Origin of the sequence: Pseudoclavibacter sp. 13-3 (assembly GCF_021168475.1) — a bacterium.
In the GTDB taxonomy this organism is placed as follows: Bacteria; Actinomycetota; Actinomycetes; order Actinomycetales; family Microbacteriaceae; genus Pseudoclavibacter_A.
The window spans coordinates 205,245-223,441 of the sequence record NZ_JAJOZT010000003.1; the positions used below are offsets into that span (position 1 = coordinate 205,245).

Annotated in this window: 16 protein-coding genes and 1 tRNA gene; 12 read left to right on the forward strand and 5 right to left on the reverse strand. The window is 67.0% G+C overall.

Annotated features, from left to right (window positions below; translation table 11 throughout):
* Window positions 1–2: 2 nt before the first annotated feature.
* Window positions 3–1,112: a phosphoserine transaminase gene (gene serC / locus LRX77_RS07015; protein ID WP_231832194.1), complete on the reverse strand. Its 1,110-nt coding sequence runs from the start codon at window positions 1,110–1,112 to the stop codon at window positions 3–5.
* Window positions 1,113–1,247: 135 nt separating this feature from the next.
* Here serC and LRX77_RS07020 point away from each other — a divergent pair, with 135 nt between their 5' ends.
* The 7 genes from LRX77_RS07020 to LRX77_RS07050 all read left to right on the forward strand — a co-directional run bounded on the left by LRX77_RS07020 (window position 1,248) and on the right by LRX77_RS07050 (window position 8,678).
* Window positions 1,248–1,943: a metal-dependent transcriptional regulator gene (locus tag LRX77_RS07020; RefSeq protein WP_231832195.1), complete on the forward strand. Its 696-nt coding sequence runs from the start codon at window positions 1,248–1,250 to the stop codon at window positions 1,941–1,943.
* A 361-nt stretch (window positions 1,944–2,304) separates the two neighbouring features.
* On the forward strand, window positions 2,305–3,156 hold the full coding sequence (locus LRX77_RS07025; protein WP_231832196.1) for a M23 family metallopeptidase: 852 nt from the start codon (window positions 2,305–2,307) through the stop codon (window positions 3,154–3,156).
* A 36-nt stretch (window positions 3,157–3,192) separates the two neighbouring features.
* Window positions 3,193–3,882, forward strand: coding sequence for a C40 family peptidase (locus LRX77_RS07030; RefSeq protein ID WP_231832197.1), 690 nt, complete (start codon window positions 3,193–3,195; stop codon window positions 3,880–3,882).
* 68 nt (window positions 3,883–3,950) lie between these two features.
* Window positions 3,951–4,026 (forward strand) — tRNA-Arg (locus LRX77_RS07035).
* A 76-nt stretch (window positions 4,027–4,102) separates the two neighbouring features.
* The gene (locus LRX77_RS07040) at window positions 4,103–4,759 is read left to right on the forward strand and encodes a C40 family peptidase (protein ID WP_231832198.1); all 657 of its coding nucleotides are present in this window, start codon (window positions 4,103–4,105) and stop codon (window positions 4,757–4,759) included.
* Between the two features lie 89 nt (window positions 4,760–4,848).
* Window positions 4,849–8,469 carry a DEAD/DEAH box helicase gene (locus LRX77_RS07045; RefSeq protein ID WP_231832199.1) on the forward strand — a complete coding sequence of 1,207 codons (3,621 nt, stop codon included), beginning with the start codon at window positions 4,849–4,851 and terminating at the stop codon, window positions 8,467–8,469.
* Window positions 8,466–8,678 carry a hypothetical protein gene (locus LRX77_RS07050; RefSeq protein ID WP_231832200.1) on the forward strand — a complete coding sequence of 71 codons (213 nt, stop codon included), beginning with the start codon at window positions 8,466–8,468 and terminating at the stop codon, window positions 8,676–8,678. Before LRX77_RS07045 ends, LRX77_RS07050 begins: the two co-directional genes overlap by 4 nt.
* Window positions 8,679–8,773: 95 nt before the next feature.
* Here LRX77_RS07050 and mscL read toward each other — a convergent pair whose 3' ends face one another.
* Window positions 8,774–9,211: a large conductance mechanosensitive channel protein MscL gene (gene mscL / locus LRX77_RS07055; protein ID WP_231832201.1), complete on the reverse strand. Its 438-nt coding sequence runs from the start codon at window positions 9,209–9,211 to the stop codon at window positions 8,774–8,776.
* Between the two features lie 91 nt (window positions 9,212–9,302).
* On the reverse strand, window positions 9,303–9,938 hold the full coding sequence (locus LRX77_RS07060; protein ID WP_231832202.1) for a 5-formyltetrahydrofolate cyclo-ligase: 636 nt from the start codon (window positions 9,936–9,938) through the stop codon (window positions 9,303–9,305).
* A gap of 51 nt (window positions 9,939–9,989) precedes the next feature.
* On the opposite strand from LRX77_RS07060, the gene LRX77_RS07065 reads away from it, so the two are divergent.
* From LRX77_RS07065 to katG, 5 genes are all read left to right on the forward strand, one after another.
* Window positions 9,990–10,907, forward strand: coding sequence for a UTP--glucose-1-phosphate uridylyltransferase (locus LRX77_RS07065; RefSeq protein ID WP_231832203.1), 918 nt, complete (start codon window positions 9,990–9,992; stop codon window positions 10,905–10,907).
* Window positions 10,904–11,557: a GNAT family N-acetyltransferase gene (locus LRX77_RS07070; protein WP_231832204.1), complete on the forward strand. Its 654-nt coding sequence runs from the start codon at window positions 10,904–10,906 to the stop codon at window positions 11,555–11,557. Before LRX77_RS07065 ends, LRX77_RS07070 begins: the two co-directional genes overlap by 4 nt.
* Window positions 11,554–12,570: a hypothetical protein gene (locus LRX77_RS07075; RefSeq protein WP_231832205.1), complete on the forward strand. Its 1,017-nt coding sequence runs from the start codon at window positions 11,554–11,556 to the stop codon at window positions 12,568–12,570. The genes LRX77_RS07070 and LRX77_RS07075 overlap by 4 nt, the downstream gene beginning before the upstream one ends.
* A gap of 85 nt (window positions 12,571–12,655) precedes the next feature.
* The gene (locus LRX77_RS07080) at window positions 12,656–13,120 is read left to right on the forward strand and encodes a Fur family transcriptional regulator (RefSeq protein WP_231832206.1); all 465 of its coding nucleotides are present in this window, start codon (window positions 12,656–12,658) and stop codon (window positions 13,118–13,120) included.
* A gap of 62 nt (window positions 13,121–13,182) precedes the next feature.
* Window positions 13,183–15,435: a catalase/peroxidase HPI gene (gene katG, locus LRX77_RS07085; RefSeq protein ID WP_442961616.1), complete on the forward strand. Its 2,253-nt coding sequence runs from the start codon at window positions 13,183–13,185 to the stop codon at window positions 15,433–15,435.
* Window positions 15,436–15,567: 132 nt separating this feature from the next.
* On the opposite strand, the gene LRX77_RS07090 is transcribed toward katG, so the two are convergent.
* Window positions 15,568–17,085 carry a CoA-acylating methylmalonate-semialdehyde dehydrogenase gene (locus tag LRX77_RS07090; protein ID WP_231832207.1) on the reverse strand — a complete coding sequence of 506 codons (1,518 nt, stop codon included), beginning with the start codon at window positions 17,083–17,085 and terminating at the stop codon, window positions 15,568–15,570.
* Window positions 17,086–17,152: 67 nt separating this feature from the next.
* Window positions 17,153–18,064: an NAD(P)-dependent oxidoreductase gene (locus tag LRX77_RS07095; RefSeq protein WP_231832208.1), complete on the reverse strand. Its 912-nt coding sequence runs from the start codon at window positions 18,062–18,064 to the stop codon at window positions 17,153–17,155.
* Between the last annotated feature and the right edge of the window lie 133 nt (window positions 18,065–18,197).

Genomic DNA, 18,197 nt, shown 5'->3' on the forward strand with positions numbered 1-18,197 from the left:
CATCACATGCGGTCGAGCACGTAGGTGATCGACTCGATGAGTCGCTGCACCTCAGCCGGCTCCACCGCGACGAACGTGCCGATGCGCAGCTGGTTGCGGCCGAGCTTGCGATAGCCGTTCACGTCGACGATGCCGTTCTCGCGCAGCGCTGCCGTGACGTCGGCAGCGTGGATGCGCTCGTCGAGATCAATCGTCGTCACAACCTGTGACCGCACCGTCGGGTCGCTGACGAACGGCGTGAGCCGCTCGTCGGCCTCGGCCCAGTCGTAGACGAGCTGGGACGACTGCTTCGTGCGGGCGTCGGCCCAGGCCAGACCGCCGTTGGCGAGCAGCCACTGCACCTGCTGATCGAGCAGGAACAGCGTGGCGATGGCCGGGGTGTTGATCGTCTGATGCTTGCGCGAGTTCGTGATCGCGCCCTGCAGTGAGAGTGCGGCCGGGATGAAGCGATCGCCGTCGGCGATGCGGGCTGCCCGCTCGATCGCGGCCGGCGACATCAGCGCGATCCAGAGGCCGCCCTCCGAGCCGAGGTTCTTCTGCGGCGAGAAGTAGTAGACGTCGAACTGGGCGGGGTCGACGAATGCGCCGCCTGCCGCGCTGGTGCCGTCGACGACGCTCAACGCGCCCATGGCATCCACCCGACGAACCGGCAGCTGCACGCCGGTCGACGTCTCGTTGTGGGGCCAGGCATAGAGATCGATGCCCGGGGTCGGCAGGTTCTCGGTCGCCTCGCCGAACGCCGCCTCGCGCAGGTCTGGAGCCTGCAACCACGGTGCGCTCGCCGCTCTGGCGAACTTGGCGCTGAACTCGCCGATGACGACGTGCTGACTGCGCTGATCGATGAGTCCGGCGGCCGCGGTGTCCCAGAACACGCTCGCGCCGCCGAGGCCGAGCACGACCTCGTAGCCGTCGGGCAGGTCATAGAGCTCGGTGAGATGCTGCTGCAGATCGGCGACGAGCTGTTTGACCGGGGCCGCTCGGTGCGAGGTGCCGATCAGTGCCCGACCGGCGGTGTTGAGGGCGTCGAGCTGTTCGTCGCGCACGCGGCTCGGACCGGAGCCGAAGCGGCCGTCTCGGGGAAGCAGAGTCTGGGGAATCTCGATGGAAGCCATGCGTCAATGCTAGCCGTCGGCATCGTCGGACATCGGCACGACTGCTGCAGGTCGTGCACGGGGTCGACCAGATGATTAGGCTAGACTAACTTGGCATGACGGCCGTGCGGGCGTCGGCCGAAGGAGGACTGCTCGGTGACTGATCTGATTGACACGACAGAGATGTATCTGCGAACCATTCTCGAGCTCGAAGAAGAGGGGATCGTGCCGCTTCGTGCGCGTATCTCGGAGCGACTCGGCCATTCAGGGCCCACGGTCTCTCAGACGGTTTCGCGCATGGAGCGCGACGGGCTGGTCGTGGTCAGCGGAGACCGCCACCTGGAGCTCACGGCTGAGGGGCGTGCCAAAGCCGTGCGCGTCATGCGCAAGCACCGTCTCGCAGAGCGCCTGCTCTCAGATGTGATCAAGCTGGACTGGGAGCTCGTGCACGACGAGGCGTGCCGCTGGGAGCACGTGATGAGCGAAGACGTCGAGCGTCGCATCATTCCGCTCATCTCGCGCCTGGACGAGAGCCCGTACGGAAACCCGATTCCGGGTCTTGCCGAGCTCGATGAGAAGACCAACGTCGACTTTCTGCACGGCGTGGTCGACGTGCACACACTGGCGCGCACGGCCAAGGGGTCGCTGCAGCGTGCAGTGCGCCGCATGGGCGAGCCGGTGCAGCTCGATCCCGACCTGCTCAAGCAGTTTCGCGAGGTCGGCATCGTGCCCGGTGCCGAGGTCGCGATCCAGGCTGTCGGCGATTACACGCGCGTCAAAGTCGACGGCCGTGACGAGGGGCTGGAGCTGGCCCCTGAGATCGCGACGCACATCTTCGTCGACGACCACTGATCAGGCTGCGATCGACGTGCCCGGTCGAACGTGAGGGTGACATTTCTCATGGGGGTGTATAGGCTTGGTGATTGTTCGTGTCAGGCCTATGCAGAGAGGAACCTCCGAACGAATGCAGAGTGAGAAACGGGTGACCGCAGAGCACCGTCCCGCTGCTCCCCTCCTCGGTCACGCCGCTCGCAAACCCATGACTCGCCGCGAGATGCGCGCAGTCTGGGAGGCTGAAGATCGACAGATCGCACGCGACAGCACGTCTCAGCAGGACAGATCTGCACATCAGCCGATGCATCTCGGCCACTCTTCGACCTCTCCGAAACTCGCGGTGAAGGCCATTGGCGGGGCAGAACCCTCGACTGAACGCATGCCACGACGTCGGCAGCTGCCCGGTGGGGCCGTCTTGCGGCAGGGCCGCCGTTCGTTCTCTCGCCCTCTGAAGACCGGGCACGCTCGTAACATCACCGCCGTGGCCATCGCGATGGGCCTCAGCTTCACCGCGGCTGTGCCGGCATACGCCGTCTCTCCGGCGGTCGCCGCGACCAGTGACCTCACGCAGCTCACCCCTGCAGAGATCGCCTATCGCGAAGCCGAGCTCGTCGATTCGGGCACCTTGCAGTCTGGGGCTCTTCTGGCATCCTCGGCCAGCTACGCCAGCGCCGACGGTGGCGACTTCCTGACCGCTGAGCAGCGGGCGAGCGCACGGCTCGGGCTGGGCACATGCGAGTCGCTGACCGGAGTTGCAGGTGATGCTTCCGCAGTCGTTCCGGTGCCGGCAGGCAGCTATACAGTCACCTCTCGGATCGCCGAGCGCTGGGGGCGCATGCACAACGGCGTCGATTTCGCAGCTCCTCTGGGCACGCCGATTCTCGCTGCGTGGTCTGGGACGGTCATCGAGGTGGGCAGTGCAGGCGGAAACCCGATGGTGCATCTGCGCACCAAGCTTTCGGACGGCACCCAGGTCGATCACTTCTATCTGCACATGCCGCTCTCTTCGGTGACCGTTTCTGCCGGCGATCAGGTCGCGGCCGGCCAGGTCATCGCTCAAGTCGGCAACGAAGGCCACTCGACCGGCGCGCATCTGCACTTCGAAGTGCACCTCAACGGCGGCGCCAATGTCTCGCCAACCGTCACCTCAGACTCGACCGTCACCGATGGCCTTGACCTGCTGCAGCAGGAGGGGGCAGTCATACTGTCTGGTTCGTGCGGCAGGTCGTAGCCCGCCAATGCTCGTCACAAACGTTAGGATGAACGAATGCTGATTCGAATCACGACATCCCGGCTGACCGCAACTCTCACGACGCTCGCGGCCGCAGGCGGCCTGGTGTTCGCGACGGCGGTTCCCTCGCAGGCGGCCGAAGTGGGGCTCAGCCAGGAGACTGGACTCAACACCTATGTGCGCGCCGAGCTGGAGAACCAGTCGCTGCAGACGGGTGCGGCGGCGCTTGCCTCGGCAGGGCTCGACAGCGTTTCGCTGTCTGCGACCACGCCGGCTCCTGTCGCATCACCTGCCGCCGCCGTCGATCAGGTCGTGCGCACTGCGGGGGCTTCCTCCGCGTCGGCGGATCAGACGGCTGCACAGGTCTCGAAGGGGACTGCGCGGGCGCAGGTCGTCGTCGGCTCGAGCATCATGGCGACCGCGTCACAATTCATCGGCTATCCGTACGTCTCGGGAGGCAACCGCCCCGAGACCGGCTTCGACTGCTCTGGCCTGGTCCAGTACGTCTACGGACTGCACGGCATCAGCCTGCCGCGCACCGACAGCGCGCAGAAAGCGGCTGGCACGGTAATCACCGAAGCCGAGGCGCAGCCGGGCGACTTGGTCTGGTGGCCCGGGCACATCGGCTTCTACGCCGGTAACCACCAGGTGCTCGACGCAGGCAACGAGCGCGTTGGCGTCTCGCAGCGCGCCATCTGGGGCAGCCCGACGTTCGTGCGCATCTGATCAAGGCACGGGTAGTCTTCTCTCAGCGATCCCGAGGTTGAGCCGTGAGGCTCTGCCTCGGGATTCTCGCCGCCGTAGCTCAGTGGATAGAGCGACAGTTTCCTAAACTGTGCGTCGCGAGTTCGATTCTCGCCGGTGGCACCAGCGGCGCAGCAGGGATAACTCTGTGAACCAGCTGCGTTTCCGTGAAAACCTTGCCCATACCCTGTAGTCTGGTCTGATGCAGATCAGTTTGAAAGCTCCCCAGGCCGCCGCGATCTTCTCTCTCACTGCAGTGTTTCTCTTCACTTCTGTGGTGCCCTCACAGGCTTCAGAGGTGCAGACAGTCGCAGAGACACAGGCGGAGTCTCAGCTGCTCAACCAGCGCATCGATGCTGCCGTGGCCGATCTGCACACCGATGACCCGGCCGTTGTCAGCGCGGCCATCGTGCAGGTTGTCGAAGAGCAGGCCGAAGAGCCTCAGGCGCAACGGTCTGCCCAGAATGCATCCGCAGACACTGCCGCAGACGCATCAGCAGGATCAGGCGCTCAGGTGCTGAGCATCGGCAAGAAGTATCTGGGCGTGCCATACGTCTTCGGCGGCTTCAGCCCCAGCGGGCTCGACTGCTCCGGCTTCGTCGCCTACGTCTACCAGCAGATGGGCATCTCGCTGCCGCATCAGAGCCAGGAGCAGGCCACTGTCGGCAGAGCCGTGAGCATGGCGAGCGTGCAGCCCGGTGACATTCTCTCGTGGAAACCGGGAGTCGGCCCGACCGGCCACGTCGCGATCTACATCGGTGGAGGTCAGATCATTCACGCCGTGCCGGGGCAGGGCGTGATCGTCACGTCGGTCGCATGGGTCGGTTCGGCGCCAGACGCCGTTCGCCGCGTTCTCTGATCACTCGAGTCGTCGTCTGCAGACGGTGAGCTCTGCTCGGGGCGGCTAGGCTGTGAGGCGGGGTGCAATCGGATTTCGGAGGAGTTCGTGTGACTGCAGAATCAGATCAGCGCAGCGCCGCCTGGGCGGGGTGGCGCGATCGACTCGCAGCAGTCGGCGAGAGCGCACGCAGAGGTGCCGAACGTTCGGCGATCCTCGATCTCAGCACCGCGCATCCGGGCGGCATCGCGCGTCTCTTCAGCGGGCGGGTGACCCGCCTCTCGACGCTCATCCGCGACGAGAAAGCACGCGCCCGCTCGATGCGTGTCGCCCGGCAGATCGAGCACAAGGCGGCCGAGCTGGCCGAAGACCGCGGCATCGATGCGGTGCACCTGCTGGCCGGTGAGATGCTCTGGCACGGCAGCAGAGGGCGCTCCGGTCATCTGCCCCTTATCGTGCAGCCCGCTGCGATCCAGGCCGTTCCCGGCGACTTCGAGCTGCTCATCACCGGCCGCTCGCTGATCAATCCCGAGGTCGTCTCGCTGCTCGAGCGCCGATTCTCGTCAGAGATCGACGTCGACGGCATCGTCGCGGCAGTGCACGACGAGAACGGTTTTCACCCCGACGAGGCGCTGCACCGGCTTGACCGCGAATTCCACTTCGTCGACGGTGTCGACTTTCAGAGCCGGCTCGTCATGGGAACGTACAGCACCGCGGCCAGCGGTCTCTCGATGCGGGCGGTCACGCGCATCCACCCGATTCTCGACGCGGTCGCCGGCGTACCGGGAGCGGCAGACGCACTGCAGGAACGAGCTCGGCTCGTCACGGTCAACAGCGCCGATGAGCGTTCGGCGCTGTCAGACGCACTGATTCTCGACGCCAGCGCCGAGCAGGAGCGCATCGTCGCTCAGGCCAGCACCGGCACCTCGTTCGTGGTGCGCACCGTGCCGGGGGCAGGAGTCGTGCAGGCGGTGTCGAACATCCTGGCCACGCTGGTGCCCGTCGGGCGGCGGGTCGCGGTGGTCGCCTCGTCGCGCGCGACGCTGGATGCCGTGGCGACGAAGCTGGCCTCGCGCGGGCTGGCGGGCATGGCGGTGACGGCTCAGCATCTGCGCCAAGACGTCGTGCACGCGATCTCGCGCAACGAGCGTGCACAGGCGCCGGAAGACCGCGAGGAGCACGCCGGCGCCTACGCACGCATTCGCGATGCGCTGCTCGGGTATCGGCGCAGCCTCGGGCAGGTCAGCCAGACCTATGGGGTCTCGGTCGAGCAGGCGCTGAGCGAGCTGGCTCGCCTGTCGCTGCTGCCCGACCCGCCGCACACCAAGGTGCGCCTGCACTCGACTGTGCTCGAGGCGCTGGCCGTCGACCGCACGTCGGCGGCGGCTCTGCTGCGCAAGGCGGCCGACCTCGGTCAGTTCGACTTCGGCCCCGACGACTCGTCATGGTACGGCGCCGAATTCGACACTCCGCAAGACGCCGAGAACGTCTATCTGCTCGCGAAGCGACTGGCCGGCAATGATCTGCAGGTGCTGGTCGAGAAGTCGCGGCGGGTGTTCCGCGACGCCGGGCTGCGACGCCCCACGAACCTCATCGAGATCGGGGAGGGGCTCGCGCTGCTGCTGCGCGTGCGCGCCACCCTCGATCGCTTTCAGCCGGTGGTCTACGACCGGTCGCTCGAAGAGCTCATCATCGCGACGGCGCCGCGTCGCGACCAGGACATGCCGGTCGGGTCGCGCCGTCGCCTGCGCCAGCTGGCCAAGGAGTACCAGCGGCCGGGTGTGCACGTCAACGACGTGCACCAGGCGCTGCAGCAGATTCAAGAGGAACGCATCCTCTGGGGGCAGCTGGTGGCCGACCACCGCCCGCCCAATGTGCCGGTCGGTCTCGGCGACGTGAACATCATGCACACCGCTCTGACCGCCGATCTGCAGGAGCTGCAGCGACCGCTCGACCATGAGCGCATCGGCGATCTGATGCGCGTGCCGGTCGAGCGGGTGCAGCAGGTGCTCGACTCGCTGTCGCGCGACGTCGGTGCGCTGGAGCATCTGCATGAGCGCGCCGAGCTGCTGGCCGCACTCGAGCGCGAGGGACTCTCAGAGCTGGTCGACGATTTCGCCCGACGCCATGTGACAGCCGAGCACGCCGCCGACGAGCTCGAGCTCGCCTGGTGGCAGTCGGTGCTTGAACTGCTGCTGGAGCGCGACGGATCGCTGCTCAACGCCAACACGCAGGTGCTGGCACGTCTGGAGCGCGACTTCGTGCTCGAAGACCGCCGCGTCGTCGACGATCATGCGCAGGAGCTCGCAGCGGTGCTCGCCGCCCGGTGGCGCGAGGCCATCGATGTGCACCCCGACGAGGCGGCCGAGCTGCGTCAGCGCCTGCTCGACGACGCCGTCACGCCGTCGACGCTCATGCAGCGCCTGCCTGTGGTCGGGCGCGCGATTGCTCCGGTCTGGCTGTTCTCGCCGTACCAGTTCGGGTCTGATGTGCCCGACCGTGCGCATTTCGACACGGTCATTCTGCTTGACGCGACGAGCATGGCGCTGTCTGAGGCGGTGCTGCCGCTCGCGCAGTCTGAACAGGTGATCGCCGTCGGAGACCCCGTGCTCGGCTCGCCGAGCCGATTCAGCATCGATCCGAACGACCCCGAGGTCGTGCCGATCACTGACGAGCCGTCTGCGTTCGACGCGCTTCGTGAGCTGCTGCCGGAGTTCACGCTCGATTTCAGCTATCGATCGGGCGGGCGCGCTCTCGCGTCGCTGGTGAACCGGCGCTGGTACGACCTGCAGATTCGTGCGCTGCCCTCGGCCGCCGAGTTCGCCGGGCATTCGGCCTACGACGTCGTGCAGGTCGAGGCGCCGGGGCGCGGCACGCCCGACCCCGAGAGCGGCAACGTCGAGGCCATTCCCGCCGAGGTGGCCAAAGTCGTCGATCTGGCCTTCGCATCTGCGGTCTGGCACCCAGACGACTCGCTCATGGTGGTGACGCCCAGCGAGGCGATGGCGCAGCAGGTGCGTGCGTCGCTGCGCACCGCGCTGGCCACGCGGCAGGCGCTGCAGGAGTTCTTCGATCCGCGACAGCCAGAGCCATTCTTGGTGCTCACGGTCGCCCAGGCTGCGGCGCGCAGCCGCGATCGAGTGATCTTCGCACTCGGATACGGTCGTACGCCGCACGGCCGCATGCTCTCGGCGTTCGGGCCGATCACGCCAGACGCCGGGGGGATGCGATGGCTGGGCGTGGCGCTGACGCGAGCCCGTCGGCATCTCACGCTGGTGGCCGCACTGCAGCCGAGAGGCAATGAGCTGGAACGGCTGACCGGAGCTCCGCGGGTGCTCTTCGACCTGCTCAGCGGAGAGCGCGACGCCGCTCCCGAGCGACGCTTCTTCTCAGCGCAGGCGCTGCTCGTCGACCTCGGTCGCCGACTGCACCGCAAGGGACTCAGAGTCAACGATCATTTCGACGACGAACTGGGCCTGGCGGTCGACGACGGCACCACGCAGATGATCATCGAGACCGACTCCGACTACAACCGCGACACGCTGCGTGAAGTGCTGCGCCTGCACCCGACGCTGCTCACCAAGCTCGGCTGGAAGTTCCGCCGGGTCTACTCGTTCGAGCTCTTTGCCAACCCGCAGCGCATCGCCGACGAGATCGCGGCCGAGCTCGATCAGCACCGCGTCGCGGCCGAGCGGCGGCAGCGCGAGTATGCACGCCGAGGGCAGCAGTGACCGAGCGCATCCGTCGCATCGGCAGCCGACGCGTGGTCTATGGGGCAGTGCCCGACGAACATGACGTGCAGGCCGAACGCGCACTGACCCGACGCGAGCAGACCCTCGCCGTCGACGCAACAGATGAGTCCGGCGAGTGGGGCGATCCTGCGGCCGAGGCCGAAGAAGACCGCTGGCTCAAAGCCCAGCGCCCCCCGCACTGGGGCTGACCCGCGCGTTCCGCGCTCGCCGCCGAGACAGACAGAACCCCACCGGTCACGCCGAAGCGGCGATGACGGTGGGGTTCGTCGTGATCTGGCAGAGATCACTTCTGCGCGTGAGTGCCGGAACCGGTGGTGCCGTTCTGTGCCTGCAGAGCCTCTTGGATCTCTTTGAGCACGTCGAGCTCGGTGCGGGGGTCTTCTGGCGCCTCGGGCTTCTTCGCACTGTGCTTGACCTGGAACTCGCGCAGCTTGTTGAACGGCAGCACGATGCAGAAGTACAGGGCCAGAGCGATCAGCAGGAAGTTCACGATCGCGGTGATCACCGCACCGACCGAGAAGTCGGCGCCGTTGATGGTGAAGTTGCCGACCGAGTCGAAGTCGGGCTTGCCGAAGATCGCAGCGATGAGCGGCATGATGAGCTTCTCGACCAGTGCGTTGACGAGTCCGGTGAAAGCCGAGCCGATGACCACACCGACGGCCAGCTCGATCGCGTTGCCCTTTGAGATGAAGTCTCGGAATCCGGCGAAGACCTGTTTCATTGCGTTTGCTCCTGAATCATGTGATTGCACGCGTGGCACGCCGAGGAGCGCCCCGTGTGCCTGTGCAGCGTCTGTGCAACGCCGCCGCTCTCTACTGTATCGGTGTCGGTGACACGGTGGCGATGATTCGCCGCTCGGTGACGATCCAGTCGGTCGGTCGGTCGTGCGCCTCGATGGGCAGATCGGCGATCACCTCGTCGTCGAAGACGGCGGCGACGACGGGTGCGGTGAGCGCTCGGTCGGCCAGCGTGCGATCGTAGAAGCCGCCGCCCTGCCCGAGCCTCGCGCCGGTGCTCGATGCCGCCAGTGCGGGAACCACGATGACCGACGCCTGGCGCAGGGCTCCCTCGGGCAGCGCCACGGCATCCGCCTCGGGCACGCCGAAGCCGCTGTCGCGCGCGCCCGCCCCCGCCGCGTCGGCCCAGTCCAGCCCGCCGTCGCCACGCACCTGCGGCAGCAGAACGCGATGCCCGGCCGCTTGCGCGCGGGTGATGAACGAGCGCGTCTGCGGTTCGCTTCGGGCCGCGAGGTAGCAGGCCACAGTCGTCGGGACGCCGTCGGTCAGCTGATCGAGCAGCTGCAGCAGATTCGATGTGAGGTCTCGAGTCGACGCCGGAGTCAGTCGTCGTGCTGCGCGGATGCGCTGACGCAGCGCGGCTTTGCGGGTTGCGGGATTGTCTGTCGCAGTGGTGCTCGGCGACGCTGCGGGAGTCGGTTCAAGAGCCATCACGACGAGTCTAAGCCGGGAGGCGCGCCCTGGTGCCGGTAAGCTGGGTCTATGACTGCAGAGAATCAGGGTGGGACACAACAGCGTCGCGCGGTGAAGGCGGTGGTGCCGGTTGCGGGGCTGGGCACGCGTTTTCTGCCGGCGACGAAGGCGGTTCCGAAAGAGATGCTGCCGGTGGTGGATCGTCCGGCGATTCAGTACGTGTTGGAGGAGGCGTCTGGCGCCGGGCTGTCTGATGTGCTGTTGGTGACGGGTGCGGGCAAGGGGGCGATCGAGGATCATTTCGATGCGGCGCCGTATCTGGAGTCGCGTCTGGCTGCTGACGGCAAGGACGCGTTGTTGGAGTCGGTGCGTGAGGCGACGGCGGTGGCTGATGTGCATTCGGTGCGTCAGGGTGTGCCGCGTGGTCTGGGGCATGCGGTGCTGTGCGGGCGTGAGCATGTGGGCGACGAGCCGTTCGCGGTGCTGTTGGGCGATGATCTGATCGATGCTGATGAAGATCTGCTGAACCGGATGCTCGATGTGCAGGCGGCGCAGGGGGCGTCGGTGGTGGCACTGCTGGAGGTGCCGTCTGATCGCACGCATCTGTACGGTGTGGCCGAGGTGGAGGCCACGGGCGAGGCTGACGTGGTGCGCATCACTGGTCTGGTCGAGAAGCCGGAACCGGGGACGTCGCCGTCGAATCTCGCGGTGATCGGTCGGTATGCGCTGCAGCCGGGTATTTTCGACGTGCTGGCGGAGACGGCGCCGGGGCGGGGCAATGAGATTCAGCTGACGGATGCGTTGGAGACGCTGGCTGCGGATGCGTCGATCGCGGGCCCGGTGCTGGGCGTGGTGTTTCGTGGGCGTCGTTTCGACACGGGTGACAAGCTGGAGTATCTGAAGACCGTGGTCACCCTGGCCGCCGAGCGCGACGACCTCGGGCCCGCGTTCCGCACCTGGCTGACCGACTACAGCAAGACGCTGTGAATCTGCCGCTGCATCGGTGCGTCTGGGGTGACATCGCCATTCGCCCGGTGCGGCAGCGTGACTGGCGAGCCCTCGACGCCGAACTGAGAATCGGCCGAGCCTGGCTGCAGCAGTGGGAGGCCACGCTGCCGGGGCAGCCGGCCGGGATGCCCGACACCCGGAGACAGGTGCGATCGATGATCGCCAGCATGCGCGAGGGGCAGTCGATCACCTGCGTCATCGAATGGCGCGGCGAGGTCATCGGCCAGATCAGCGTGGCACAGATCGCCTGGGGTGCGATGAACTCGTGCTCGATCGGCTATTGGGTCGCCGAACGCGTTGCCGGTCGTGGCATCGCGCCGATGGCGACGGCTCTGATCTGCGATCTGCTGCTGCGCGAGTGGGGCATGCACAGAATCGAGATCTGCATGCTGCCCGAGAACGCGGCCTCTCGACGGGTGCCCGAGAAGCTCGGCTTTCGCCCCGAGGGCCTGCGCCGTGGCTACATCCACATCGGAGACCGCTGGCGCGATCATCTGGTGTTCGCGCTGTTGGCCGACGACGCTCCCCGTGACGGGCTGGCCGAACATCTCGCAGCCGACGGTGGATGCTCGCCACACCGAGCGGAATCATCGTCAAATGGCCGTGCCGAACGTAGGTTAATGCCATGAGCGGACTTCTCGGGCAGATTGGCGGCGCCCTGCTGGTGCTGTGCATCGTCGGGCTGTGGCTCGCCGTGCTCACACCCGGCTGGATCGAGCGGCGCAATCTGCGCACGACGGCTCGCAACGCCACACGCGTGCAGCGCGCGGTCAACGTCATCGCCCGCAACCAGGAGCTTCCAGACGAATACGAAGAAGAGGTGAGCGCACGCCGAGCAGCGGTGCTCGCGAGAGAGGCACGCCGAATGGAACGCGAGAGACAGCGTGCCCAGCGCAGCGAAGCCCGCCGCGAAGCCGGTCTGCCGCCGAAGCTTCGGGCTGGCGTGCGCGGCCAGCGCGTGGGCTCGACGTTGAGTCTGGTCGGTCTTGCCCTGGTCATCATCGGAGCGCTGCAGATCACGAACCGTCCGAGCGGCTGGGTCTGGCTCGGCGGCGGCTTGGTCGTCGGGCTGCTCGGACTGGCCATGCGGGGCCGTGCAGCCCGAGTCGTGCGCCACCAGCGTCGACTGCTCGCAGCCGAGCAGACCGCGCAGCCGGCCCCGGCGCAGCAGACGCCGGTCTACGACGTCGCCGATGACCTCGACGCCGATGCCCGACGTCAGGCAGAAGCCGAAGGCGTTCGGAAAGACCACACCTGGACGCCGAACCCTCTGCCGAAGCCCCTGGGCGTCACCCGTGACGAAGTCGTCGCGGCCGCTCTCGCCGAGGCCGCGCGCATCGGCGACGACTCGGCTCCGGGGCTTCGGCCCGCGCCGTCGAGTCGTACCGCAGACGTGCAGCGAGCCGACGTGCGCCACCTGCCGGTCTCGACTCCGCAGGCGCAGGGCACTGGAGCATCCGACGACGCGTCGACCGATCGTGCAGACGTGCAGCCGACTGCCGAGGCCGTCGCAGAAGAGATCGAGGCTTCACTGGGCGAGCACGACGAATACGACTGGATCGACGATCGCGCCGGAGTCGACGCGAGCTTCGACTCCGGACGACTTGACGACATTCTGAATCGACGGCGCAACGTCGGCTGATCGGGAGCCGTTCGTCAGCAGCGCGTCACGGTGATGTGTCTCGCTCGTAGTTTTGAGTTCATCAAAATATTGGTAGACTGTGGGCATGAGCGTCGATGCCACTGTCACCCCCGAATCGTGGGATGAACAGCTGCGCGAGAGCGGGCTGCGTGTCACGGCCGGGCGCCGTGCGGCGCTCGAGTTCCTCGACGACCACCCGCACAGCTCGGCCGCCGACATCCTCGCCGGGCTGAGCGACGACATCCCCAGCATCTCGGCGCAGTCGGTGCACAATATCGTGCACGACCTCACCAGGCACGAGCTTGTGCGACGCATCGATCTGCCCGACTCGGGCAGCGCGAGGTACGAGACGCGCACCCACGACAACCACCATCACGTGCAGTGCGTGGTCTGCGGACGCATCGAAGACGTCGACTGCGTCGTCGGGCATGCCCCGTGCCTGACACCTGACGACGTGCATGGCATGACCGTGCTGACCGCAGAGATCACGTTCCGCGGCGTCTGCCCGGAGTGCGAGCCCACGCTGCGCGACCGAGACCCCCAATACTGACCGACGGGCGAGGCTGCCCGCTGACCTCCAGAATCACCACCACACCACGAAAGGAAGCGCACATGTCTGAATCGAAGTGCCCCATCGACCACGAGACCGGAGCGCCGGTCAGCGGCGATGCCACTGGGATCACCATGCCGGGAATTCCCCAGAAGGAACTGCCGCACCCCACCCAGGGCGATGCCAGCTTCGCCTGGTGGCCCAAGCACTTGAACGTCGGGCTGCTCGACGAGAATCCGCGTGAGCGCAACCCCGAAGAAGACGGCTTCGACTACAAGGCGGCCTTCGAGGCGCTCGATCTCGATCAGGTCAAGAAAGACATCGCCGAGGTGCTCACCACCTCGCAGCCCTGGTGGCCGGCCGACTTCGGCAACTACGGCCCCCTGATCATCCGCGTGGCCTGGCACAGCGCCGGCACCTACCGTCAGTTCGACGGTCGAGGCGGCGCCGGCACCGGGCAGCAGCGTTTTCTGCCGACCGAGGCATGGCCCGACAACGTGAGCACTGACAAGGGTCGTCGCCTGCTCTGGCCGGTGAAGCAGAAGTACGGCCGCAGCATCTCATGGGGCGACCTGATCGTGCTCTCGGGCAACGTCGCGCTCGAGATCATGGGACTGCCGACTGCCGGCTACGGCGGCGGGCGCATCGACGCGTGGGAGCCTGAGAACGTCTACTGGGGTTCGGAGCCGCAGTGGAAGGGCACCGAAGACCGCATCACCGACAAGCAGAAGCGCGATCTCGAGAAGCCGCTCGGCGCGACCGTGATGGGGCTCATCTACGTCGACCCGGAAGGGCCCGAGGGCGAGCCCGATCCGGCTCGCGCAGCGCATGACATCCGCGAGACCTTCAGCCGCATGGGCATGAACGACCGCGAGACGCTGGCGCTGATCGCAGGCGGGCACACCTTCGGCAAGTCACACGGTGCCGCTCCCGACGGCGAGCACGTTCACGGCAGCCCGGCAGAGGCCGGCATCCAGGATCAGGGCCTCGGCTGGAAGAACGACTTCAAGACCGGCGTCGGCGACGACACCATCACCTCGGGCCTCGAAGTCACCTGGACCTATCACCCCACTCGCTGGGACAACGAGTACCTGCACATCCTGTTCTCGTACGAGTGGGAGCTCTACAAGGGCGAGGGCGGTCACTGGCAGTGGCGTCCGAAAGACGGCGCCGGCGAAGACATGGTTCCGCTCGCGCACTCCGACGGCCGTCGCGAGCCGCGCATGTTCACCACAGACATCGCCCTGCGCGTCGACCCGGCGTACGAGCGCATCGGCCGTGAGTTCCTGGGCGACCAGAAGCTCTTCGAACAGGAGTTCGCCAAGGCCTGGTTCAAGCTGGTGCACCGTGACATGGGGCCGAAGTCACGCTACCTCGGCAAAGAGGTGCCCGAAGCCGACTACATCTGGCAGGATCCGCTGCCCGTCGCCACCGGTGAGCCGGTTCAGCCCGCCGACGTGGCTGCGCTCAAGCAGCAGATCCTCGCTTCGGGCCTGACCCGACAGCAGCTGGTGAAGACCGCCTGGGCGTCGGCCTCGACGTTCCGCGCGACCGACTACCGCGGCGGCGCCAATGGTGCGCGCATTCGTCTGGAGCCGCAGCGTCACTGGGAGGTCAACGAGCCCGAGCAGCTCGGGCAGGTGCTCGCTGTCTACGAGAAGCTCCAGAGCGACTTCAACGAGCAGAACGCGCCGCGCCATGTCTCGCTGGCTGATCTGATCGTGCTCGGCGGCGCCGCTGCGATCGAGCAGGCGGCCCACGAGGGCGGTGTCGACATCGAGGTGCCGTTCGCCCCGGGCCGCGTCGATGCCAGCCAGGATGAGACCGATCCCGAGACGTTCGCGTATCTCGAGCCGACCAACGACGGGTTCCGCAACTACCTGCGCCCCGGCCATTCGCTGCCGGCCGAGAACCTGCTGATCGATCGCGCGCAGCTTCTCGGCCTGCGCGTGCCCGAGCTGACCGCGCTGATCGGCGGCCTGCGCGTGCTGGGCACCGGCTACCAGGGCACCGAGCTCGGTCTGCTGACCGATCGTCCTGGCGTGCTGACCAACGACTGGTACCGCAACCTGCTCGAGAACGGCAACGTCTGGAGCTCGACCGATGAGACGCAGAACACCTTCGAGATGCGTCACTACGGCGAGGACGAGGTCATCTGGCACGCCAGCCGCTTCGACCTGGTCTTCTCGGCCAATTCGGAGCTGCGCGCCGTCGCCGAGTACTACGCCTCAGACGATGCCCGCGAGATCTTCGTGCGTGACTTCGTCGCGGCCTGGAACAAAGTGATGAACGCAGATCGCTACGACCTGCGCTGATCCGGTGCGCAGCAGCTGAACGAAGCGCTGCAGACTGAGCAGAGGGCCCCGACCACGAACTCATCGTGGTCGGGGCCCTCGGTCGTCGCACCGTCGGGTGTCGAAGGGCTCAGACGATCGTCAGATCACGCATCAGTTCGTCGGGAAGCCCAGTTCGATCTGGCTCTCGCTCGGGTGCGGCCAGCGTGAGGTGACGACCTTGCGGCGGGTGTAGAAGTTGAACGACTCCGGTCCGTACATGTGAGTGTCGCCGAAGAGCGAGCTCTTCCAGCCGCCGAACGAGAACGAGCCGACCGGCACCGGAATCGGCACATTCACCCCCACCATGCCCACCTCGATGTCGAACTGGAACTCGCGGGCGGTCTTGCCGTCACGGGTGAAGATCGCGGTGCCGTTCGCGTACTGGTTCGCGTTGATCAGTTCGACGGCCTCGTCGTAGCTGTCGACGCGCACGACCGCCAGCACCGGGCCGAAGATCTCGTCGTCGTACACGCGCATGCCCGGGCGCACGCGATCGATCAGCGAGACGCCGATGAAGTAGCCGTCACCGTCGAAGTGCTGGTCCCGCCCGTCGACGACGACAGTCGCCCCCTCGGCGGCGGCAGAGCCGACGTATTCGGCGACGCGCTGCTGAGCCTGACGGGTGATCAGCGGCCCCATCTCGGAATCCGGGTCGAACCCGTCGCCGATGCGCAGGTCGGCGATCCGCGCCGCGACCTTCTCGATCAGGGGGTCGGCCGTGTCACCGACGGCGACTAGCACCGAGACCGCCATGCAGCGCTCGCCGGCCGAACCGTACGCCGCTGAGACCGCGGCATCCGCAGCAGAGTCGAGGTCGGCATCCGGCATGACGACCATGTGGTTCTTCGCCCCGCCCAGCGCCTGCACCCGCTTGCCCGCCTGCGCCGCCGTCTCATAGACGTAGCGGGCGATCGGCGTCGAGCCGACGAAGGCCGCGCCGGCGATGCCGGGGTTGGTCAGCAGCTCGTCGACGACCTCTTTGTCGCCGTGCACGACGTTCAGGATGCCGTCGGGCAGGCCGGCCTCGCGGAACGCCTCGGCGATCCAGACCGAGGCGGAGGGGTCGCGCTCGGAGGGCTTCAGGATGACGGCGTTGCCTGCGGCGATGGCCGTGGTCACCATCCACAGCGGCACCATGGCCGGAAAGTTGAAGGGGGTGATGCAGGCCACGACGCCGAGCGGCTGGCGCAGCTGGTGCACATCGATGCCGGTGGCGACCTGCTCGGCGAACTCGCCCTTGAGATGGTGCGTGAGCCCGGCGCAGAACTCGACGTTCTCAAGCCCGCGTGCGATCTCACCGCGGGCGTCGGGAACCGTCTTGCCGTGCTCGGCGGTGATGATGCGGGCGAGTTCGTCTGCGCGCTCGTTGATGATGTGCACGAGGCGGAAGAAGACCTGCGAACGCTTGGCGAGACCGACGCGGCGCCAGACCCGCTGCGCCTCGGTCGCCTGACCGATGGCGGCGTCGACCTGCGCGGCGCTGGCGAGGGGCACTTCGCCGGTCTGCCGGCCGGTGGCGGGGTTGAAGACCGGGCCGAAGCGATCAGCCTCGGTCACCTGCTGCCCGCCGATGACATGGGGGATGCGGGTGAGGGTCTGCGTGGATGTCGTCGTGCTGGTGGTGTTCATGCGAGCTCCTGTCGATGCGGATGCGATTGGTGCGGGTGCCGGTGGCGGTGGCGGTGCGGAATCGTGGTCACGGCTGCCAGCCGCGCAGGGTGCCGTCGGGTGTGGCGTACTTGGCGATCAGCGTGCAGTCCTTGCCGCCGAGCCCTTCGTCGATCAGTCGCTGCAGCTGCTCGGCTGCCAGCGTCGCCGCAGGAAGGTGCACCCCGGTCTGCCTGCCCGCCTCAAGCGCCAGACCGATGTCTTTGCTGGCGAGATCACCGGTGAAGGTCGCGTCGAAGTTGTGGTCGGCAGCCGAGGTCGGAATCACACCGGGCACGGGGTACCAGGTCTGCTGCGCCCACGACCGGCCAGACGAGGCGCTGGCGATCTGCCAGAAGACTTCGGGGTCGAGCCCGAGCTCTTCGGCCAGCTGCGAGCCCTCGGAGTTGGCGAGCACATCGATCAGCAGCATCATGTTGTTGACGATCTTGGCGGCGATGCCCATGGTCGGGCCGCCGGCGACGATGGTGCTGCCGCTCATCGGCTCGATGTACTCGGCAGCTCGAGCAGTGTCTTCGGGAGCACCGCCGAGCATGAACGCGAGCGTGCCGCCGGCGGCGCCGCTGATGCCTCCGCTGACCGGGGCGTCGACGAAGTGGTGACCGCTGACCTCGGACTGCTCGTGCAGATAGCGGGAGGTTTCCACGTCGATCGTCGAGCAGTCGATCAGCAGAGTCGACGTCGCCGCGTGCGCCCAGACGCCCTCGGAGCCCTCATAGACGCTGCGTACGTGCTGTCCCTTCGGCAGGCTCGTGAAGAGTGCGTCGGCACCGTCGAGGGCTTGGGCGATGCTGCCGACGATGGTGACGCCCTCGGCCTGCGCGGCGGCGGTCGCTGCCGGGTTCAGGTCGTAGCCCAGCACGGTGTGTCCTGCTTGCACGAGGTGACCGGTCATCCGGCCGCCCATGTTCCCCAGTCCGATCCAGCCCAAAGTTGCCATGATGATTCTCCTCGGCTCCGTTGTCGAAAAGTCGTATGTGTGCTGACAGGCTAAGGCGGACGTTCTGTGCGTGGCAATCTCATCTGACGGTCATTTTCGCACCCGGGCTGTGCATGAATGCACACTCTGTGGC

Excerpts from the sequence above, each read along its gene's own strand:
- LRX77_RS07060 (WP_231832202.1), bottom strand. The coding sequence starts at position 9,938 with ATGGCTCTTGAACCGACTCCCGCAGCGTCGCCGAGCACCACTGCGACA.
- LRX77_RS07025 (WP_231832196.1), top strand. The coding sequence starts at position 2,305 with ATGCCACGACGTCGGCAGCTGCCCGGTGGGGCCGTCTTGCGGCAGGGC.
- katG (WP_442961616.1), top strand. The coding sequence starts at position 13,183 with ATGTCTGAATCGAAGTGCCCCATCGACCACGAGACCGGAGCGCCGGTC.
- LRX77_RS07080 (WP_231832206.1), top strand. The coding sequence starts at position 12,656 with ATGAGCGTCGATGCCACTGTCACCCCCGAATCGTGGGATGAACAGCTG.
- mscL (WP_231832201.1), bottom strand. The coding sequence starts at position 9,211 with ATGAAACAGGTCTTCGCCGGATTCCGAGACTTCATCTCAAAGGGCAAC.
- LRX77_RS07065 (WP_231832203.1), top strand. The coding sequence starts at position 9,990 with ATGACTGCAGAGAATCAGGGTGGGACACAACAGCGTCGCGCGGTGAAG.
- LRX77_RS07040 (WP_231832198.1), top strand. The coding sequence starts at position 4,103 with ATGCAGATCAGTTTGAAAGCTCCCCAGGCCGCCGCGATCTTCTCTCTC.
- LRX77_RS07090 (WP_231832207.1), bottom strand. The coding sequence starts at position 17,085 with ATGAACACCACCAGCACGACGACATCCACGCAGACCCTCACCCGCATC.
- LRX77_RS07075 (WP_231832205.1), top strand. The coding sequence starts at position 11,554 with ATGAGCGGACTTCTCGGGCAGATTGGCGGCGCCCTGCTGGTGCTGTGC.
- LRX77_RS07030 (WP_231832197.1), top strand. The coding sequence starts at position 3,193 with ATGCTGATTCGAATCACGACATCCCGGCTGACCGCAACTCTCACGACG.
- serC (WP_231832194.1), bottom strand. The coding sequence starts at position 1,112 with ATGGCTTCCATCGAGATTCCCCAGACTCTGCTTCCCCGAGACGGCCGC.
- LRX77_RS07095 (WP_231832208.1), bottom strand. The coding sequence starts at position 18,064 with ATGGCAACTTTGGGCTGGATCGGACTGGGGAACATGGGCGGCCGGATG.